14 protein-coding genes, 1 tRNA gene and 1 pseudogene are annotated in these 15,649 nt (G+C 68.1%); 10 read left to right on the forward strand and 6 right to left on the reverse strand.

Annotation, left to right across the window (positions count from 1 at the left end):
- Positions 1-99: 99 nt before the first annotated feature.
- The 3 genes from CAL29_RS09395 to CAL29_RS09405 are packed head-to-tail and all read right to left on the reverse strand — an operon-like array spanning position 100 to position 2,150.
- Positions 100-861 carry a molybdopterin-dependent oxidoreductase gene (locus CAL29_RS09395; protein ID WP_094852601.1) on the reverse strand — a complete coding sequence of 254 codons (762 nt, stop codon included), beginning with the start codon at positions 859-861 and terminating at the stop codon, positions 100-102.
- Entirely contained in the window at positions 854-1,519 is a 666-nt protein-coding gene (locus CAL29_RS09400) for a cytochrome b/b6 domain-containing protein (RefSeq protein ID WP_094852602.1), read from the reverse strand. The genes CAL29_RS09395 and CAL29_RS09400 overlap by 8 nt, the downstream gene beginning before the upstream one ends.
- Before the next feature lie 13 nt (positions 1,520-1,532).
- Positions 1,533-2,150, reverse strand: coding sequence for a hypothetical protein (locus tag CAL29_RS09405; protein ID WP_094852603.1), 618 nt, complete (start codon positions 2,148-2,150; stop codon positions 1,533-1,535).
- Between the two features lie 140 nt (positions 2,151-2,290).
- On the opposite strand from CAL29_RS09405, the gene CAL29_RS09410 reads away from it, so the two are divergent.
- Complete coding sequence (locus tag CAL29_RS09410; protein WP_094852604.1) at positions 2,291-2,986, forward strand: heavy metal response regulator transcription factor; 696 nt, start codon at positions 2,291-2,293, stop codon at positions 2,984-2,986.
- Positions 2,968-4,407, forward strand: coding sequence for a heavy metal sensor histidine kinase (locus tag CAL29_RS09415; protein WP_094852605.1), 1,440 nt, complete (start codon positions 2,968-2,970; stop codon positions 4,405-4,407). The genes CAL29_RS09410 and CAL29_RS09415 overlap by 19 nt, the downstream gene beginning before the upstream one ends.
- A 113-nt stretch (positions 4,408-4,520) precedes the next feature.
- On the opposite strand, the gene CAL29_RS09420 is transcribed toward CAL29_RS09415, so the two are convergent.
- Both CAL29_RS09420 and CAL29_RS31295 read right to left on the reverse strand, forming a co-directional pair.
- Positions 4,521-5,192, reverse strand: a complete 672-nt coding sequence (locus tag CAL29_RS09420) for an O-methyltransferase (RefSeq protein WP_094852606.1) — start codon at positions 5,190-5,192, stop codon at positions 4,521-4,523.
- On the reverse strand, positions 5,189-5,437 hold the full coding sequence (locus tag CAL29_RS31295; RefSeq protein ID WP_143277642.1) for a hypothetical protein: 249 nt from the start codon (positions 5,435-5,437) through the stop codon (positions 5,189-5,191). The genes CAL29_RS09420 and CAL29_RS31295 overlap by 4 nt, the downstream gene beginning before the upstream one ends.
- 198 nt (positions 5,438-5,635) lie before the next feature.
- On the opposite strand from CAL29_RS31295, the gene CAL29_RS09425 reads away from it, so the two are divergent.
- From CAL29_RS09425 to CAL29_RS09435, 3 genes are all read left to right on the forward strand, one after another.
- Positions 5,636-5,917: a hypothetical protein gene (locus CAL29_RS09425; protein WP_094852607.1), complete on the forward strand. Its 282-nt coding sequence runs from the start codon at positions 5,636-5,638 to the stop codon at positions 5,915-5,917.
- Positions 5,918-6,061: 144 nt separating this feature from the next.
- Positions 6,062-6,442: a RidA family protein gene (locus CAL29_RS09430; RefSeq protein WP_218831825.1), complete on the forward strand. Its 381-nt coding sequence runs from the start codon at positions 6,062-6,064 to the stop codon at positions 6,440-6,442.
- Positions 6,420-7,517: a CobW family GTP-binding protein gene (locus CAL29_RS09435; RefSeq protein WP_094852608.1), complete on the forward strand. Its 1,098-nt coding sequence runs from the start codon at positions 6,420-6,422 to the stop codon at positions 7,515-7,517. Before CAL29_RS09430 ends, CAL29_RS09435 begins: the two co-directional genes overlap by 23 nt.
- A gap of 797 nt (positions 7,518-8,314) precedes the next feature.
- Here CAL29_RS09435 and CAL29_RS09440 read toward each other — a convergent pair.
- Positions 8,315-8,391: transfer RNA gene (locus tag CAL29_RS09440), tRNA-Met, on the reverse strand.
- A 163-nt stretch (positions 8,392-8,554) separates the two neighbouring features.
- Here CAL29_RS09440 and scpB point away from each other — a divergent pair.
- The 5 genes and pseudogenes from scpB to CAL29_RS09465 form a co-directional block, all read left to right on the forward strand.
- Positions 8,555-9,514: pseudogene (gene scpB, locus CAL29_RS09445) on the forward strand (SMC-Scp complex subunit ScpB); the annotation flags it as partial.
- Positions 9,515-10,932: 1,418 nt separating this feature from the next.
- Entirely contained in the window at positions 10,933-12,783 is a 1,851-nt protein-coding gene (gene rluB, locus CAL29_RS09450) for a 23S rRNA pseudouridine(2605) synthase RluB (RefSeq protein WP_094852817.1), read from the forward strand.
- A 372-nt stretch (positions 12,784-13,155) separates the two neighbouring features.
- The gene (rimP, locus tag CAL29_RS09455; protein WP_094852610.1) at positions 13,156-13,638 is read left to right on the forward strand and encodes a ribosome maturation factor RimP; all 483 of its coding nucleotides are present in this window, start codon (positions 13,156-13,158) and stop codon (positions 13,636-13,638) included.
- The gene (nusA, locus tag CAL29_RS09460) at positions 13,635-15,122 is read left to right on the forward strand and encodes a transcription termination factor NusA (protein WP_094852611.1); all 1,488 of its coding nucleotides are present in this window, start codon (positions 13,635-13,637) and stop codon (positions 15,120-15,122) included. The genes rimP and nusA overlap by 4 nt, the downstream gene beginning before the upstream one ends.
- Positions 15,123-15,206: 84 nt before the next feature.
- On the forward strand, positions 15,207-15,649 hold a 443-nt coding region (locus CAL29_RS09465), incomplete at its 3' end, for a translation initiation factor IF-2 associated domain-containing protein (protein WP_179283954.1).

A 15,649-nucleotide genomic window follows, 5' to 3' on the forward strand; every position in this document is an offset into this window, starting at 1 on the left:
GCCGGCGCCTTGCCCGGCGCCCTGTCCGCCCGGACCTGGTCTTGCGTCCCGGAGGTCGCGAACCTCCGGGACGCGATGAATAAATAGATAAATGAATAATTAGATGCCGCTGAACCAGTTGTAGCCCTGATCTTCCCAGTACCCGCCAGGATAGGTGTTGGTGACGAAGATCGCCATGATGTGCTTGGGATTCTTGAATCCGAGCTTGGTGGGCACCCTCAGGCGCAGCGGATTGCCGAAATCGGGGGGCAGGGGCGCGCCGCCGAAATCCAGCGCCAGGATGGTCTGCGGATGCAAGGCCGTCGACATGTCGATGCTGGAGTAATAGCGGTCGGCGCACTTGAAGCCGACATAGCGCGCGGTCAGGTCCGCGCCTATGCGTTGCAGGAATGTTTTCAGGGGCACGCCGCCCCACTGGCCGATGGCGCTCCAGCCTTCGATGCAGATGAGCCGCGTGATCTGGCTGGCCTGCGGCAGGCGGCGCAGGTTTTCCAGGGTCCATGCCTTTTTGTCCGCCACCAGGCCTGACACCTCCAGTTGGTAGTCGGACAGGTCGATGTCCGGCACGTTGTACTCGGGATAGAAGGCGTTGAAGGGGAAGGGCTTCGTGATGTCGCTCGCGCCGTAGGTGGGCGCCAGCTTGTCCTGGCGGAAAAGCCAGGCCTGCACCTTGTCGTTCCAGCGGGACATGGCCCACAGCACCTTGTCGAAGGTGTCGCCGTCCTGCAGGTTGCAGCCGGTCAGCATGGCCAGGCCGCCCAGGCTCAGGCCGCCGCGCAGCAACAGGCGCCGTTGCGCATTGGCCAGCGCGGTGCGTTGGGCGGGTTCGAGCACCAGCCTGGCGGATTTGCGTTCAGGCATCGTGGCCTCCGCGCGGCGTGGCCAGCGGCGCCCGATGCAACGGCGCCCGACCCGTGATCATCGGCGGCAGCGTGCGGGGCACGAGCAGCACCATCAGCACGTGCACGATGACGAACAGGGCCACGCCCGCCATGGCCAGGAAATGCACCACGCGGGCCGCCGCGAAACCGCCGAAGAGCGTGGTCAAGGCCTGCAACTGCACGGGTTTCCAGATGGCCAGGCCCGACAGCACCAGCAGCAGGCCCAGGAGCAGCACGCCGAGGTACATCGCCTTCTGCACGGCGTTGTAGTGGCCGGCGCGATGGCCGAGCCGCAGGCGCAGGGCCGCGGCCACGTCGCGCCGGACGTCCGCCGCCCTGACGCTGAACAGGTCGCGCCGCAGGTGTCCGTCGAGCGCGCCCGTCAGCAGGTAGAGCAGGCCGTTTCCCACCAGCAGCCACATCACGGCGAAGTGCCAGATGGTGGCCGCGCCCAGCCATCCGCCCAGGGTCGCCCACTCCGGGAAGGTGAACGGGAAAATGGGCGAGGCGTTGTAGATGCCCCAGCCGCTCATGAACATGCAGCCCATGGCATAGACGTTCACCCAGTGCGTCAGGCGCACCGGCAGCGTATGGACCCGCGCGCGGGCCGGCGGGCGAGGGGAGGAAGAAGCATGCACGGGGATGTCCTGATTACATCGGCGGTATGGTGCCGTCCTTGCCGATCACCACGGTCAAGGCGGTCAGCGCCCCGCCGTCGCCCTTCTGCGCGAAGACCAGCGCCGGCGCGCCGGTCTTCATCAGGCTGGCGTCGCCCGGCTCCAGGTAGACGATAGGCACGTCCGGCGGCACGGTGACGGTCTTTTCTCCTTCCTTGTATTTCACCTTCATCGTGGTGCCGCTGGTCGTCACCACGCTGCCCACGGTCCCGTTAGTCATGGAGCCTTTCTTGCCCTCGGCGCCTTCCCAGGGCCGGTTGCCTTCGCCCGATCCGCGCAGGGAGGCGGCGAAGACGTGGACCTCCAGCGCCTTCAGCGTCCCGTCGGGTTGCGGCACGGCGGCCGTGCCGACGAAGCTGTCCGGCTTGATGTCGCTGAGCTTCGCCAAGGACACCGCGCGGACCGGCACGTTGGCCGGCAAGGCGATGGTGGATTTCGCGCCGTTGCGGGCGGTGATTTCCAGCGAGGTGGCGCTGACCTGGTCTATCTTGCCGCGCAGGGTGGTGCGGGCGGGTTCCGCGTGCGCGGCGGCCAATCCGCCCGCCAGGAGGACGCCGGCCGCGAGGGCTTGGATCCGGAAAAATTTCATCATCTGTATCTCCACTGTCGTGTCCGGGGAAGCTCGATGATCTGCCCGCCCCCGGGACGCCAACATGACCCGCGGATGACAAAAATGTCATTAAGCGCCGGGCGCCGGCTCGATAGAATGCAGGCTTGAGACAGAGGTGACGCGTGCGGATATTGGTCGTCGAGGATGATGCGAGAACCGGGGAGTACCTGAAAAAGGGCCTCGGCGAATCCGGGTATGCCGTCGACTGGACGCGCAACGGCGCCGACGGCCTGCACATGGCCATGGAGGTCTCCTATGACCTGGTGGTGCTGGACGTCATGCTGCCCGGCCTGAACGGCTGGCAGGTCATGGAGGCCTTGCGCGGCAAGCGGGACGTGCCGGTGCTGTTCCTGACCGCGCGCGACCAGCTCCAGGACCGCATCCGGGGACTGGAGCTGGGCGCGGACGATTACCTGGTCAAGCCGTTTTCCTTCACCGAGCTGGTGCTGCGCATCCGCACGCTGCTGCGGCGCGGCGTGGTGCGCGAAGTGGACCAGTTGCGCCTGGCGGACCTGCATATCGACGTCCTCCGGCGCCGCGTCACGCGCATGGACACGGCGATCGCGCTGACCAACAAGGAATTCACGCTGCTGCACCTGCTGGTGCGGCGGGAAGGCGAGGTCCTGTCGCGCACCTTGATCGCCTCGCAGGTGTGGGACATGAACTTCGATAGCGACACCAACGTGGTCGACGTGGCCATCAAGCGCCTGCGCGCCAAGGTCGACCGGCCCTTCGAGCCCAAGCTCATCCACACGGTGCGCGGCATGGGCTACGTCTGCGAGGTGCGTGGAGACGCCGAATGCGTTCCCGCTCACTGACGCTGCGCACCGCGCTGCTGTTCGCGCTGCTGGCCGCCGTGGTGGTCAGCGTGGCCGGCGTGTATCTGTACATGTCCATGCAGGCGAACATGGTCGCGCGCAGCGATACCGGCCTGATCGGCCGCGTCGACCGCTACCGCTCCCTGTTGCAGGAAACCCTGCGGCTGGACGACATGCGGGCGCGTCCGCAGTTGTTCGAGAACATGCTGGGCAACGAACAGGACATCCTCGTGTTCCGCCAGCCCGGGCAGGCGCCGCTGGTGAACGTCAATCCCGGCGGCCAGGCGCTGCCCGACCTGGCGCCGGCGCCGCTGGGTCAGGACCTGACGGTGGGCGAGGTGCGCGGCCGGGAAAGCACGTTGGGCGTGCCGATCCGCTGGGTGGCCGCCATGACGGCCACCGCCGACGGCACCGCGCTGGAGGTGCTGGCCGGGCACGTGATGCTGGGGGAGACGCGCATGCTCCGCCAGTATCGCGAACAGATCGCGCTGGCCGTGCTGGCGGCCTTCCTGTCCATCGCCGTGCTGGGTTACGCGGCATTGCGGCGCGGGCTGCGGCCCTTGCGGACCATGGCCGCGCAGGCGGCGGGCATCACGCCGGGCAATCTCGACCGCCGCCTGAGCACGCAGGACACGCCGCACGAATTGCGCGAAGTCACCGCCTCGTTCAACGACATGCTGGACCGGCTGGCGGATGGCTACCAGCGCCTGGCGCAGTTCTCGGCCGACCTGGCCCATGAAATCCGCACGCCGATCGGCGCGCTGCTGGGAAACTGCCAGGTGGCGCTGTGCCAGCGCCGCAGTCCCGAGGAGTACGAAGGCGTGCTGGCCGCCAGCATCGAGGAGCTGGAGCGCATCGCGCGCCTGGTCGAGAACATCCTGTTCCTGGCGCGCGCGGACAACGCGCAATCGGCCTTGAACTACGCATCGCTGGACCTGTCGGCGGAGTTCGACCGCATCGCGGAGTATTTCGAGGGCCTGGCGGAGGAACGCGGCATCCGCCTGGCGTCCCGCGCGCACGGCCGCGTGCAGGCCGATCCCATTCTGTTCCGCCGCGCGCTGGGCAACCTGGTGGCCAACGCCGTGCGCTACGCGGATGCCGGCAGCGTCGTGACGTTGAGCGCCCAGGAGGGCCCCGACGCCGTGATGGTGCACGTGGAGAACGTCGGGCCCTTCATCGACCAGGAACGCCTGCACAAGCTTTTCGACCGTTTCTATCGCGCCGACGTGTCCCGCAGCGCGGATTCGGAGGCCAGCGGCCTGGGCCTGTCCATCGTGCGCGCCATCATGGCCCTGCACGGCGGCAGCGCCACGGCCGAGTGCATCGGCGCGGCAGGGGACGGCGCCTCCGGGCGGGTGCGCTTTACGCTGGCATATCCGCGCACGCCGGCCGGCATGGCCGGCGCGTCATCGGGCGCTTGAGTCGTCGGCCGCGTGAATCATCGGGCGCTTGCGTCCTCGGGCCTGCTTGTCCGGGGTCGCGGGCCTGTCTGTCCGGGACCAGAGGCCTGTTCGTCCGGGGCCGCGGGCCGGGTTCAGGCGCCGGCCGGTCCCAGCCGCATCGACAGTTCGACGTCGTCGGCGAACGGCACCGACAGGTAGCCGCTGTCGGGCGCCCGCACGCGCGCCAGGTATTCGGGGCAAAGGTCGGCGTTGTCGGCGACGATCAGCGCGCCGGCCCTGAGCCGGCCTTCGAGCCGTTGCAGGATGTCGGCGTAGAGCGCCTTGGCGCCGTCGAGCAGCACGAAGTCGATGGTCGCGGGAAGGTCGCGGGCCAGCGTTTCCAGCGCGTCGCCGGCGCGGATCTCGACGAGGTCGGCCACGCCGCCCGCGACCATGTGTTCGCGCGCCCTGGCGACCTTGGCGGGCTCGAATTCGCTGCCGATCAGGCGGCCGCCGCCGTTGTCGCGCAGGGCCGCGGCCAGGTGCAAGGTCGATATGCCGAAGGACGTGCCGTATTCGACGATGTTGCGCGCGCCGATGCCGCGGGCGAGCATGTACAGCAGCTTGCCCGTCTCGCGCGAGACCGGCAGCCAGAGGTCCTTCAGGCGGCCGTAGAGATCGAGATATTCGGTCTTGCTTTTCATCAGGCGCTCGCGTTCGTCGCGCGGCATGGCCGCCACGTCGGGACTGGTCGCGGCATCGGCCTGTTGGAACAATTGGGCCAGCAGCGGAGCCAGCGGGGCGGAGGTCAGGGTGGTCGTCATGGATGCTTCCGGATGTAGGTGAGGGATGCGCGCGCCGGCGGAAAGAACGCCGCGCGGCGCGCAATTTTTAAATGCGATTGTTTATTCGCATTTTTAAAGAATACGACGACGCCCCTTTGTTTTCTATTCGCATCCGGGCTCGCATTTTCGGGGCGGGAGATGCTTCTCCGCGCCGTGCCGTGGCCGCCTGGCAAATACGCACCGGCGGCATGCCGCCGCGCACAATCGCTCGCCGTCATCGCCATGTTGCTCGCATTCCTCCTCGCTTCCGGCGCACCGGGGAAAACCCCACTCTTTGCAAGCGTCGATTGCAAGGGGCGGGCGCGGCGCGGCAGCGTGGGGGAGGGTGACGCACCATTGGTAACACCCCGAAAGAGCCTGCAGTTCACTGTTCCGGCATTTGCGCGAGCATGAACGGCATATACGTCCCAGAGGAGCGAGCTGTGATCAGGTGGCATCATGTCGCGCGCGGCGTCATACGCGGCCGTGCTTTCTCGATCGAAATTGCCTCGGTCGAGGCGGGCTTCATCGCCCGTGCCCTGGTCGACGGCGCGCCGCCCATGGGCGAACGCTCGGTTTCCCATTCCGAACAAGCTGCGGTGGGCAAGGCGATGAGCCTGGCCTATGCCTATGCGCACGGGCAGGCGTCGCGCGGCAATGGCGCGGGCCTGGACGCGACGGCGTCCGGGCAACATCCGGGCGAGCGTCACATGCGGGCCGCCTGACCGGCGCGGTCCGCCCGCAACGGGCGGGAGCAGGAACAGGCGCGACCCGTGAAAGGCTTGCCCGGCGAATCGCGGTGCGCCAGCGCAGCGCGCGGCCGTGCGAGTCCGATATAGTCCTGTTTTCCAGACTATCGGACCGATTCCATGATCGAACGTATCCAGACGCCTCGCGCGCCCTTGCCGGCGGGGCACTATAGCCAGGCCATCAAGGCCAATGGTTTCGTTTTCGTGGCCGGGCAACTGCCTTTCGCGCCCGGTCCAGAGCGCCGCATGCCGGAGGGCATCGAAGCCCAGGCCCGGCAATGCCTGGAAAACCTGGCCGCCATCCTCGAGGCGGCCGGTTCTTCCGTCGATCGCCTGACCAGCGTGCAGTTGTTCATCCCCGACGTGGCGCTCTGGGGCAAGGTGAACGCGGTCTACGAAGCCTTCATGGGCGAGGCGCGGCCGGCGCGCACGGTCGTTCCCACGCGCGATCTGCACTACGGCGCCCTGATTGAACTGAATGCCGTCGCCGTCGCCGACTGAGGTCCGCGGGCAAGCTCGCGGCGACGCGCCGGCCGACAAGCGGATCGGCGTGACGGTGCTGACCGGCTTCCTCGGCAGCGGCAAGACGACCTTGCTCAATCGCCTGGTGCGCGCGCCGCGTTATGCGGGCGCGGCCGTGGTCATCAACGAGTTCGGCAGCGTCGGCATGGATCACCATCTGGTGCGGGCGAGCGCCGACACGGTGCGAGTGGTCGAGGGCGGATGCCTCTGCTGCCTGGTGGGCGGGGCCTTGGCCGATACCTTGCGGGACCTGTTCATGCAGGCGCTGCGGCGGACCATCGAGCCATTTCGCCACGTGGTCATCGAAACCAGCGGCCTGGCCAGTCCGGCGCCCATATTGTTCACGTTGCGGCACGAGCATTTCCTCGCGGAACGCTATGCCTATGCGGGCACCGTGGCGGTGGCCGACGCGCGCCAGTTGGCGGCCGCCGCGCCTTTGCCGCCGGAAATGACGCAGCAACTGGCGCTGGCCGACCAGGTGGTGATCGGCAAGGCCGACCTGGCTTCGGCGGGGGAAGTGGCGCGAGCGCGCGCGCGGGTCGCCATGGTGAATCCCTCGGCCCTGGTGCACGTGCCGGCGCCGGCGGGGGAGCTGCCTTCCGCCTTGCTGGCGGAAGGGGGGTATCGAAGAGGGACGTCCGCGCCCGGCGAGGCGCCGGCGGGCGGGTCCGGATGGCTGAGCCGCTACGCGCCGGTCGCGGGGAGCGGGCCGGCGCCGGACGGCGGATCCTATGGTCTCGTGGACGGCGGCCCGGCGCACGACGTGGCGGTCTGGACCCATGTGTACGCGCGGGCGCCTGCGCGGCCGTCGTTCCTGCTCGGCATGTCTTCCTTGCAGGCGTCCCTGGGCGAATCCTTGCTACGGGTCAAGGGGCTGGTTTCCTTCGCCGACGGCACGGGGCCCTGGGCGGTGCACGGCGTGCACCGCGAACTGTATCCCCTGGCGGACCTGGGGGGCTGGCCGGATGAGGACCATCGTTCCCGGCTGGTCTTCATCGCGCGCGGGATGACCGTCGAGGCGCTGGCCGCGAGGGTGCGGGCGGCGCTGGACTGAGCGCCGGCCGCCCGGCGCCGGCGGGTGCGATGCGTGCGTCCCGATTTTTCCCTTTACGGATAATGGCGCGTATAATCGATTGAATACCTGTAGCGCGGGCCGGGTTATTCCAATATCGCTTTGTTGGCCGGGCTTGCCGCGGGGTGCATGCAGCCTGTTTGCGATGTCCGGAACCCCGGATGCGCATTGAATATGCTTGTCGCGGTGCGGTCACCATGCTGCGCGGCGTGCGGCGCAAGGCGCGGTGCAAACGCGGTGCGAGCGCCATGCATGAAGCAGCGCTGTTGCCCCGCCAGGATTGCATTCCAGATCGAAATTCGGCGTAGCGCCGGACCGTCTCCACGGATGGCGGTCGTTGGCGGCCTGCCGCGTGGCGGGCGATTCGCGCTCCCCAACCTGTCCTGTTTTCGCTGTCCTGTCCAGCTTCGTTGGTCGAGGTCTTTTTGCAAGCTTCCCATTCGTCCATGCCGCCGTCGATGCCGGCGATCAACGCCGCCGCGATCGCCGCGGGCAAGACGGCCGCCATCCTGGCGGTGGCGTGCGCGGCCGTCGTGGCGGTTCTGGCCGTGGCGGGTGGCTGTGCTGCTGGGGAATGGGGCGTGGCCGCGATCGTATCCGCGGTCGTGATGGCCACGTTCAGTGACGCTTGCGGCGGCGCTGTCCGTGGTTTTTTCGGCGGCTTTTCCGGCAAGCGTGCCGCTGCGCGCGTTGGCCGCGCAATGGTTGGCCGCGCAATGATTTCCGCGTTGGGAAAACAAAAAAGGCCTGGCGGTTTCGCCAAGCCTTCTCTGTGTATCTGGTTGCGGGGGCAGGATTTGAACCTACGACCTTCGGGTTATGAGCCCGACGAGCTGCCAGACTGCTCCACCCCGCGTCTGAGAAAAGAATATTAACCCTCTTTTTGATTCATGGCAAGTCCTTTGTCTGTTTTTTTACCGCCGGGCCGCCCCAAGGTAAAAACGTCCCCTCGGGGGGCAGCAAGCGGCGCAAGCCGCGCGGCGTGGGGGCATTTTTTTTGAGAAAAGTTGAACACATCGATGAATGAAAGCGAGGCAACAATCGTCATCGAAGCCGCGTTGCTCTGCGCAACGCAGCCGATGCCGCGCGGTGAAATCCGCAAACTGTTCAACGATGACGATGGCATCGATGACGCAAAACTGGGCAGCCTGCTGGAAGGGCTGCAGCAGTCCTGGACGGATCGCGGCCTGGAACTGGTGTCGCTGGCCAGCGGATGGCGCTTCCAGAGCCGGCCGCACATGCAGCGCTACCTGCAGCGGCTGGATCCGGAGAAGCCTCCTAAATACTCGCGCGCCGTCATGGAGACGCTGGCCATCGTGGCCTGGCGCCAGCCGGTCACGCGCGGCGATATCGAGGATATCCGCGGCGTGACCGTGTCGTCGCAGATCGTCAAGACATTGGAGGATCGCGGATGGATCGAGGTCATCGGCCATCGCGATGCGCCTGGACGCCCCGCCTTGTTCGGGACGACGCGGCAGTTCCTTGACGACCTGGGATTGCGGGCGCTGGATGAGCTGCCGCCGCTGGAAGCCCAGGGCGCGGCCGCGGCGCTGGCGGGCCTGGACCTCGGCGGCGTCGAGATCGAGGAAATAGCGCCGGCTGACGAGGGCGCGGCCGGCGAACCCGCTCCGGACGCGGATGCGGATGCGCCGGATGGCGCCGCCGGCGCCGCGGCCGAGACGGCGGGCGAGCCCGCGGCGTCGGCGGCGATCGGCGCGGAGGGCGCCGAGGCGGAGGATGCCGTGGCAGCAGACGCCGTGGCGGAAGGTGCCGGTGCGCAGGATGACGGTGCGGAAAGTGCCGGGGGCGAAGGCGCCGTAGCGGAAGATGCCACGGCGGACGACGCTAAGGGGGAAATCGCCCAGGCCGAAGATGCCGCCCAGGGCGCCGACGGCGACGGGGCAAGTGTTGCTTCCGCGTCCGCGGTATCCGCCGAAGAGGCCGGTGAAGAAGGAATTGTGGATATTCCGCCCACGGAGGATGCACGGGCGGCGGCATCTGGCGTAGAATCCCCTTTATCGCCAGCCGCTGACGATGCCCCGCACGATGATGTGCGCCAGGCGACGGAGCGGACCGGCGCGGCCCACGCGGATATGGCTATCGCTTCCGCGGATGATTCCGGAGCTACCGGGAACAAGGCCGGCGCCGATTTGTCCATCGATCATGAAAACGAGCAACTGTCCGCCTTGGCGGCGTCCGTTGGCGGCCGGCCGGATATGCCGCCGCCTGGGCACGACACCATAGATCAGCCAGGCGACGGGGCGCGGGTCCCTCAACCCGCACGTACACCAGAGATAACGCCTCCCAGCGTCGCGCCGGAAATCGAGCCGCGGAGCGGGGAGCCTGAAATTCCGTCATCCACGCCGGACGCCGCGCCTGAACGGCCGTCCGAGCGGTCCGACGATGAGGACGCGCCCGGCGCGTTTCGCAAAGATAGAAATCCGGAGTAGTTCTAGTGACCATCAATAAGAAAGCGCAGGACGAAATCGTCCCCGTGAATGAACACGCGAATGCCGCCGGCGCCCCCGCGCAGGATGACGCCGCGGCGCCGGTGCGCAAGCCGCGCGCGCGCCGCGTGGCGCGCGCCGAGGAAGCCGGGTCGGCGCCTGCTTCGGTGGCCGCCGACGCGACCGCAACGGAAACGGCGGAGGCGCCCCGCGCCCGCGCTCCCCGCAAGTCGACGCGCGCCAAGACCGCCGAAACGGCCGCCGCGTCCACGATGGAAGCCGCGTCCGCCGGGCAAACCGGGACGACCCAGGCCGCGGCGGGCGCCGCCGCTGAAGGGAAGGCCGGGGCACCGGATGCGGGCCAGGCCGACGCCGCGCCGGCCAGGAAGCCGCGCGCCCCCCGTGCCCCGCGCGCGCAGGCCGCCGCGGACCAAGGCGCGGCGGGTCAGGTTGTTACGGGTCAGGCCGCCGCAAGCCAGACTGCCGCTGCCACGGGCCAATCTGGCCAGGCGGCCGAACCGGTCGCCACCCGCAATGCGCCCGCACAGGGCGAAGCGTCGAACGCCGCGCCGGTGCAAGTTGAAACCAAGCGCGCCGCCTCCTCGCGCAAGCAGGCGGCGAGCGCGGAGTCCCCAACCGCTTCCGCGGCCCCCGTATCCACGACGTCCGTGTCCGATACGGCAGCCTCCGCACCCGCGACGTCCACGTCCGCCGGTTCGGACACGGCGCCCGCCACGCAGGGCCAGGCGGAAGCCGGCGATGCGCCGGCTCCGCGCGCCCGGGGGCGCCGCCGCGCCGATGCGTCGGCCGAGGCCGTGGGCGAGCAGGACGCTGCCGTGCCGCCGCGGCGCGAGCGCGAACGCGCCGGCAAGCCGACCCGCAATCGTCCCGCCCGCGCGGCAACCGGTGAATCGACCCATGATTACGCGCCGGGCGATGCCGCGCCGGCGATGGCGCACGGCCAAAGCGGCGATCTGTTCGCGCCGGCCGCCCAACAACCCGCCCCCGCGTTCGAACCGGTGGCGGGATACGGTGAACCGGCATATGGCGAACCGGCCGCCGCGGGCCAGCCGCAAAACGGCGAAGGCGAGGGCGGCGCCCGCACGCGCGGCCGCAAGCTGCGCACGCCTTTCCGCCGCCGTCGCGGCGACGCGGTCGACAACGCCGGCGGCCATGGCGCCGCGAGCGGCGGCGACGCCGGCGAAGGCCACGCGGCCGCCGGCGCGGACCCGCGCGCCAACGACCGCGGCAACGAGCGCGAGGCCGAGCAGGCCCTGTCCTATCTGGAGAAGAGCGCGCGCATGGAGCAGCGGCTGGGCAAGTACCTGAACAGCGAGGTCGTGATGCCCAAGCTGCACAAGGTCCTGGCCGATGCCGGCATCGGTTCGCGCCGCGAAATGGAAGAGCTGATCGTCGCGGGCCGCGTGTCGGTCAACGGCGAGCCGGCGCACATCGGCCAGCGCGTGGCCGCCAACGACCAGGTGCGGGTCAACGGCCGCGTCATCGCGCGCATGAATACGCGCAAGCCGCCGCGCGTGATCCTGTATCACAAGCCGGCCGGCGAAATCGTCAGCCATGACGATCCCGGCGGCCGCGCCAGCGTGTTTGCCCGCCTGCCCAAGCTGCGCACCGGCAAGTGGCTGTCGGTCGGCCGGCTGGACCTGAATACGGAAGGCCTGCTGATTTTCACCACCTCGGGTGAAATGGCCAACCGCATCATGCATCCGCGCTATGGCACCGAACGCGAGTACGCCGTGCGCGTGCTGGGCACGATGGACGACGCGCAGCGCGCCTCGCTGGTCGAGGGCATCGAGCTGGAAGACGGCAAGGCCGCCTTCGGTTCCCTGGACTTCATCGGCGGCGACGGCAGCAATCGCTGGTATCGCGTGACGCTGCAGGAAGGCCGCAATCGCGAAGTCCGCCGCATGTTCGAAGCCATCGGCGTGACGGTCAGCCGCCTGATCCGCACGCGCTTCGGCGACATCGTGCTGCCGACGACCTTGCGGCGCGGCCGCTGGGAAGAGCTGGATCCGAATTTGTGTACGGCGCTGATGGTGCAACTGGGCCTGCTGCGCGACGATGACGACGGCGATGGCCGGCGCCGTTCCAAGCAGCCCGATTCGCACGACAGCGCGCTGCCTCCCGGTTTCGGCACGCTCGAGAACAACGGCATGAACGGCGCGCGCATCGGCCGGCGCGGCAAGCTGCAGGGCGGCAAGCCCGGCCGCAGCGGCCAGACGGCTTCCTCGCCGTCGGACCCCTTCGGCACCGGCCTGATGATCACCGGCGGCTATGCCAACGGCCATCCGCTGGGGCTCGATGGCGGCCGCGGCAAGGGTAGCGGCGGCGGTAATGGCAACGGCAATGGCAATGGCGGCGGCAACGGCAAGGGTGGCCGCCGCGGCGGAAAACGCGGTCCCGGCCAAGGCGGCCAGGGCGCGATGCAAGGCCAGGGCCAAGGCCAAGGTCAAGGGCAGGGCCAGGGACGCGGCGGCAAGTCCGGCCAGAAGTCCCGCGGCCAGCAGCATGGCGGCAAGAATCCCAACGCGCGTAAGGGCGAAGGCCCGCGCCAGCTTGCCCAGCCGGGCGCCGAAGGGCAGCCCAAGGGACCGCGCGCGGCGCGTCCGCCCAAGGGCAATCGCAGCGGCAAGCCCGCGGCTCCGCAGGGCAAGGCGCGCGGTAATCGCGGCGGCGGTGGTGGCGGCGGCGGTTCGCGCGGCGACGATTGGCAGCCGCGCGGCGCCTCGGCGCACGAGTCGCGCATCGGCATCGCCGAGCTGCGCGGCCGCGGCAGCCGCTGAGGCATCCCATATTCCGTAACTCCTCGACGCAGCAGGCAATTTCCCGAAAATCTGATAAAATCTCAGGTTTTCGCAGGCTCGTCGTTTGTGCCTGCCTGTGCAGACGGCCGTTTTGGCGGCTGTTCGTGCCACGCGCGCATGGTTTCATGCCTGCCGCCGCACGGCGCAGGCGGGTTTTGGCGCTTCCGCGTGGCTGGCGTGACAGGGCAGGGCAGAGCCTTAGCAGGTAGGGCTTTCCGGTCTTCCGTCATCGTCCCCGGGGCTGCCAGGCCGCTGGCGAGTGAACAAATAAAGGCGGGTAGCGGGGCTTTCGAGGCCGCGTTTCCCGCACAACACGATGGGCTGGGCGTACAGCCCATTTTTTTCGAGCATATGGCTGATTTATTCGCAATGACCCAAGAGGCGCTGGCCGGCATGGACGTCGAACTCGTCGACGTGGAACGTGCCGCCCTGGGCCTGCTGCGCGTGACCATCGATCGTCCCGGCGGTGTGCGCATCGAGGATTGCGAGCAGGTGTCGCGTCAGCTTTCGCGCGTGTTCGAGGTCGAGAATATCGATTACAAGAGACTGGAAGTCGGCTCGCCTGGCGTCGACCGCCCCTTGCGCAGCGAGTCCGACCTGCGTCGCTTCGCCGGCGAACGCGTGGAGGTCAAGCTGCGCCAGGCGGTCGAAGGCCGCAAGGTCTTTACCGGCATCCTGGTCGCCGACGAGGCGGCGCAGGACCAGGAAAAGGCCACTTTCGGTGTGGAATTTGAGGCAAAGAAGGACGATATACAGGTGGTGCGTTTCACGTTCGACGATGTCGAACGCGCCAAGCTGGACCCCGTTCTGGATTTCAAGGGCAAAAAGCGATGAGTCGCGAAATTCTTCTGTTGGTCGACGCCTTGGCGCGCGAAAAGAACGTTACGCGCGAGGTTGTGTTCGGAGCGCTCGAAAGTGCGCTGGCTTCGGCCATGAAAAAGCGGTTCAAGGACGATGCGGACATTCGTGTTTCCATCGATCGTGAAACCGGCAGTCACGAAGGTTTTCGCCGTTGGCTGGTAGTGCCCGACGAGGCCGGTCTGCAGGAACCCGACAAGCAGGAAATGCTCTCGGACGCCCGCGAAATCGTGCCCAATATCGAAGTCGGCGAGTACATCGAGGAACCGCTCGAGCCCATCGAGTTCGGCCGTATCGGCGCGCAGGCGGCCAAGCAGGCCATCCTGCAGAAGATCCGCGACGCCGAGCGCGAGCAGGTGCTCAACGACTTCCTGGACCGCGGCGAGACCATCGTGTCCGGCACGGTCAAGCGCATGGACAAGGGCGACGCCATCATCGAGACCGGCAAGATCGAAGCCCGCCTGCCGCGCTCGGAGATGATCCCCAAGGAAAACATCCGCGTGGCCGACCGCGTGCGCGCCTACGTGCTGAAGGTGGACCACGCCGCGCGTGGCCAACAGGTCATCCTGTCGCGCACGTCGCCGGAATTCATCCGCCAGCTCTTCGAAAACGAAGTGCCCGAGATCGAGCAGGGCCTGCTGGAGATCAAGGCGGCGGCGCGCGACGCCGGCGTGCGCGCGAAGATCGCGGTGGTCGCCTACGACAAGCGCATCGATCCCATCGGCACCTGCGTGGGCATGCGCGGTTCGCGCGTGACCGCCGTGCGCAACGAGCTCGGCGGCGAGCAGGTCGATATCGTGCTGTGGTCAGAAGAGCCCGCGCAGTTCGTCATCGGCGCGCTGGCGCCGGCGAACGTGGAATCGATCCTGGTCGACGAGGACAAGCACGCCATGGACGTGGTGGTCGACGAGGAAAACCTGCCCAAGGCCATCGGCGCCAAGGGCCAGAACGTGCGCCTGGCGTCCGAGCTGACCGGCTGGCAGATCAATATCATGACGCCGGAAGAAAGCCAGAATCGCCAGGAGTCCGAGCGTTCCACCCTGCGCGCCACGTTCATGAGCAAGCTGGACGTGGACGAGGAAGTGGCCGACATCCTGATCGATGAAGGTTTCGCGGGCCTGGAGGAAATCGCCTACGTGCCCATGCAGGAACTGCTGGAGATCGAGGCCTTCGACGAAGACACGATCAACGAGTTGCGCACCCGCGCGCGCAACGCCCTGCTGACCGAAGCGATTGCCCAGGAAGAAGCCCTGGAAACGGCGCAGGATTTGCTGGCGCTGGAAGGCATGACGCCGGAGCTCGCCGCCAAGCTGGCCGAACGCAAGGTCCACACGCGTGACGACCTGGCGGAGCTGGCTACCGATGAGCTGTCGGAAATCTCCGGCCTGGACGAGCAGGCCGCCAGCGATCTGATCATGCGCGCCCGCGCGCATTGGTTCGACGAGAAGGAAGGGGGGTAGGCCGCCGAGCGGCCCGCCTGGTAATCGTTTTATTGGATTGCGCTAGTTATATTGTTAGATCGCCGTACACAGGAAGAACGCCTAATGTCGAGCAACACCGTCGCCCAGTTCGCTTCCGAGCTGAAAATGCCTGCCAACGTGCTACTGGAACAGTTGCGCTCGGCAGGCGTTGAACTCAAATCGGTAGACGACGCCGTCACCGACAGCGACAAGGCGAAACTGCTCGACTCGCTGCGCCGCGCCCATGGCGCCGCCGCGGAGGGCAAGAAAATCACCTTGACCCGTCGCCAGACCTCGGAAATCCGCCAGGCCGACGCGACCGGCCGCTCGCGCACCATCCAGGTGGAGGTGCGCAAGAAGCGCGTGTTCGTCAAGCGTGATCCGGCCGAGCTCGCCGCCGAAGCGGCCGCCGCCGCGCAGGAAGCCGCCACGGCCGAACCGGCCGGCGAGCAGGCTGCCGCCGCGCCGGCGCCCGCCGCCAGCGCCACGCCGGCCGCCGCTTCCCCGGCGCCCGCCACGCCCGCGTC

This window comes from Bordetella genomosp. 10, assembly GCF_002261225.1.
Taxonomy (GTDB): Bacteria; Pseudomonadota; Gammaproteobacteria; order Burkholderiales; family Burkholderiaceae_B; genus Bordetella_C.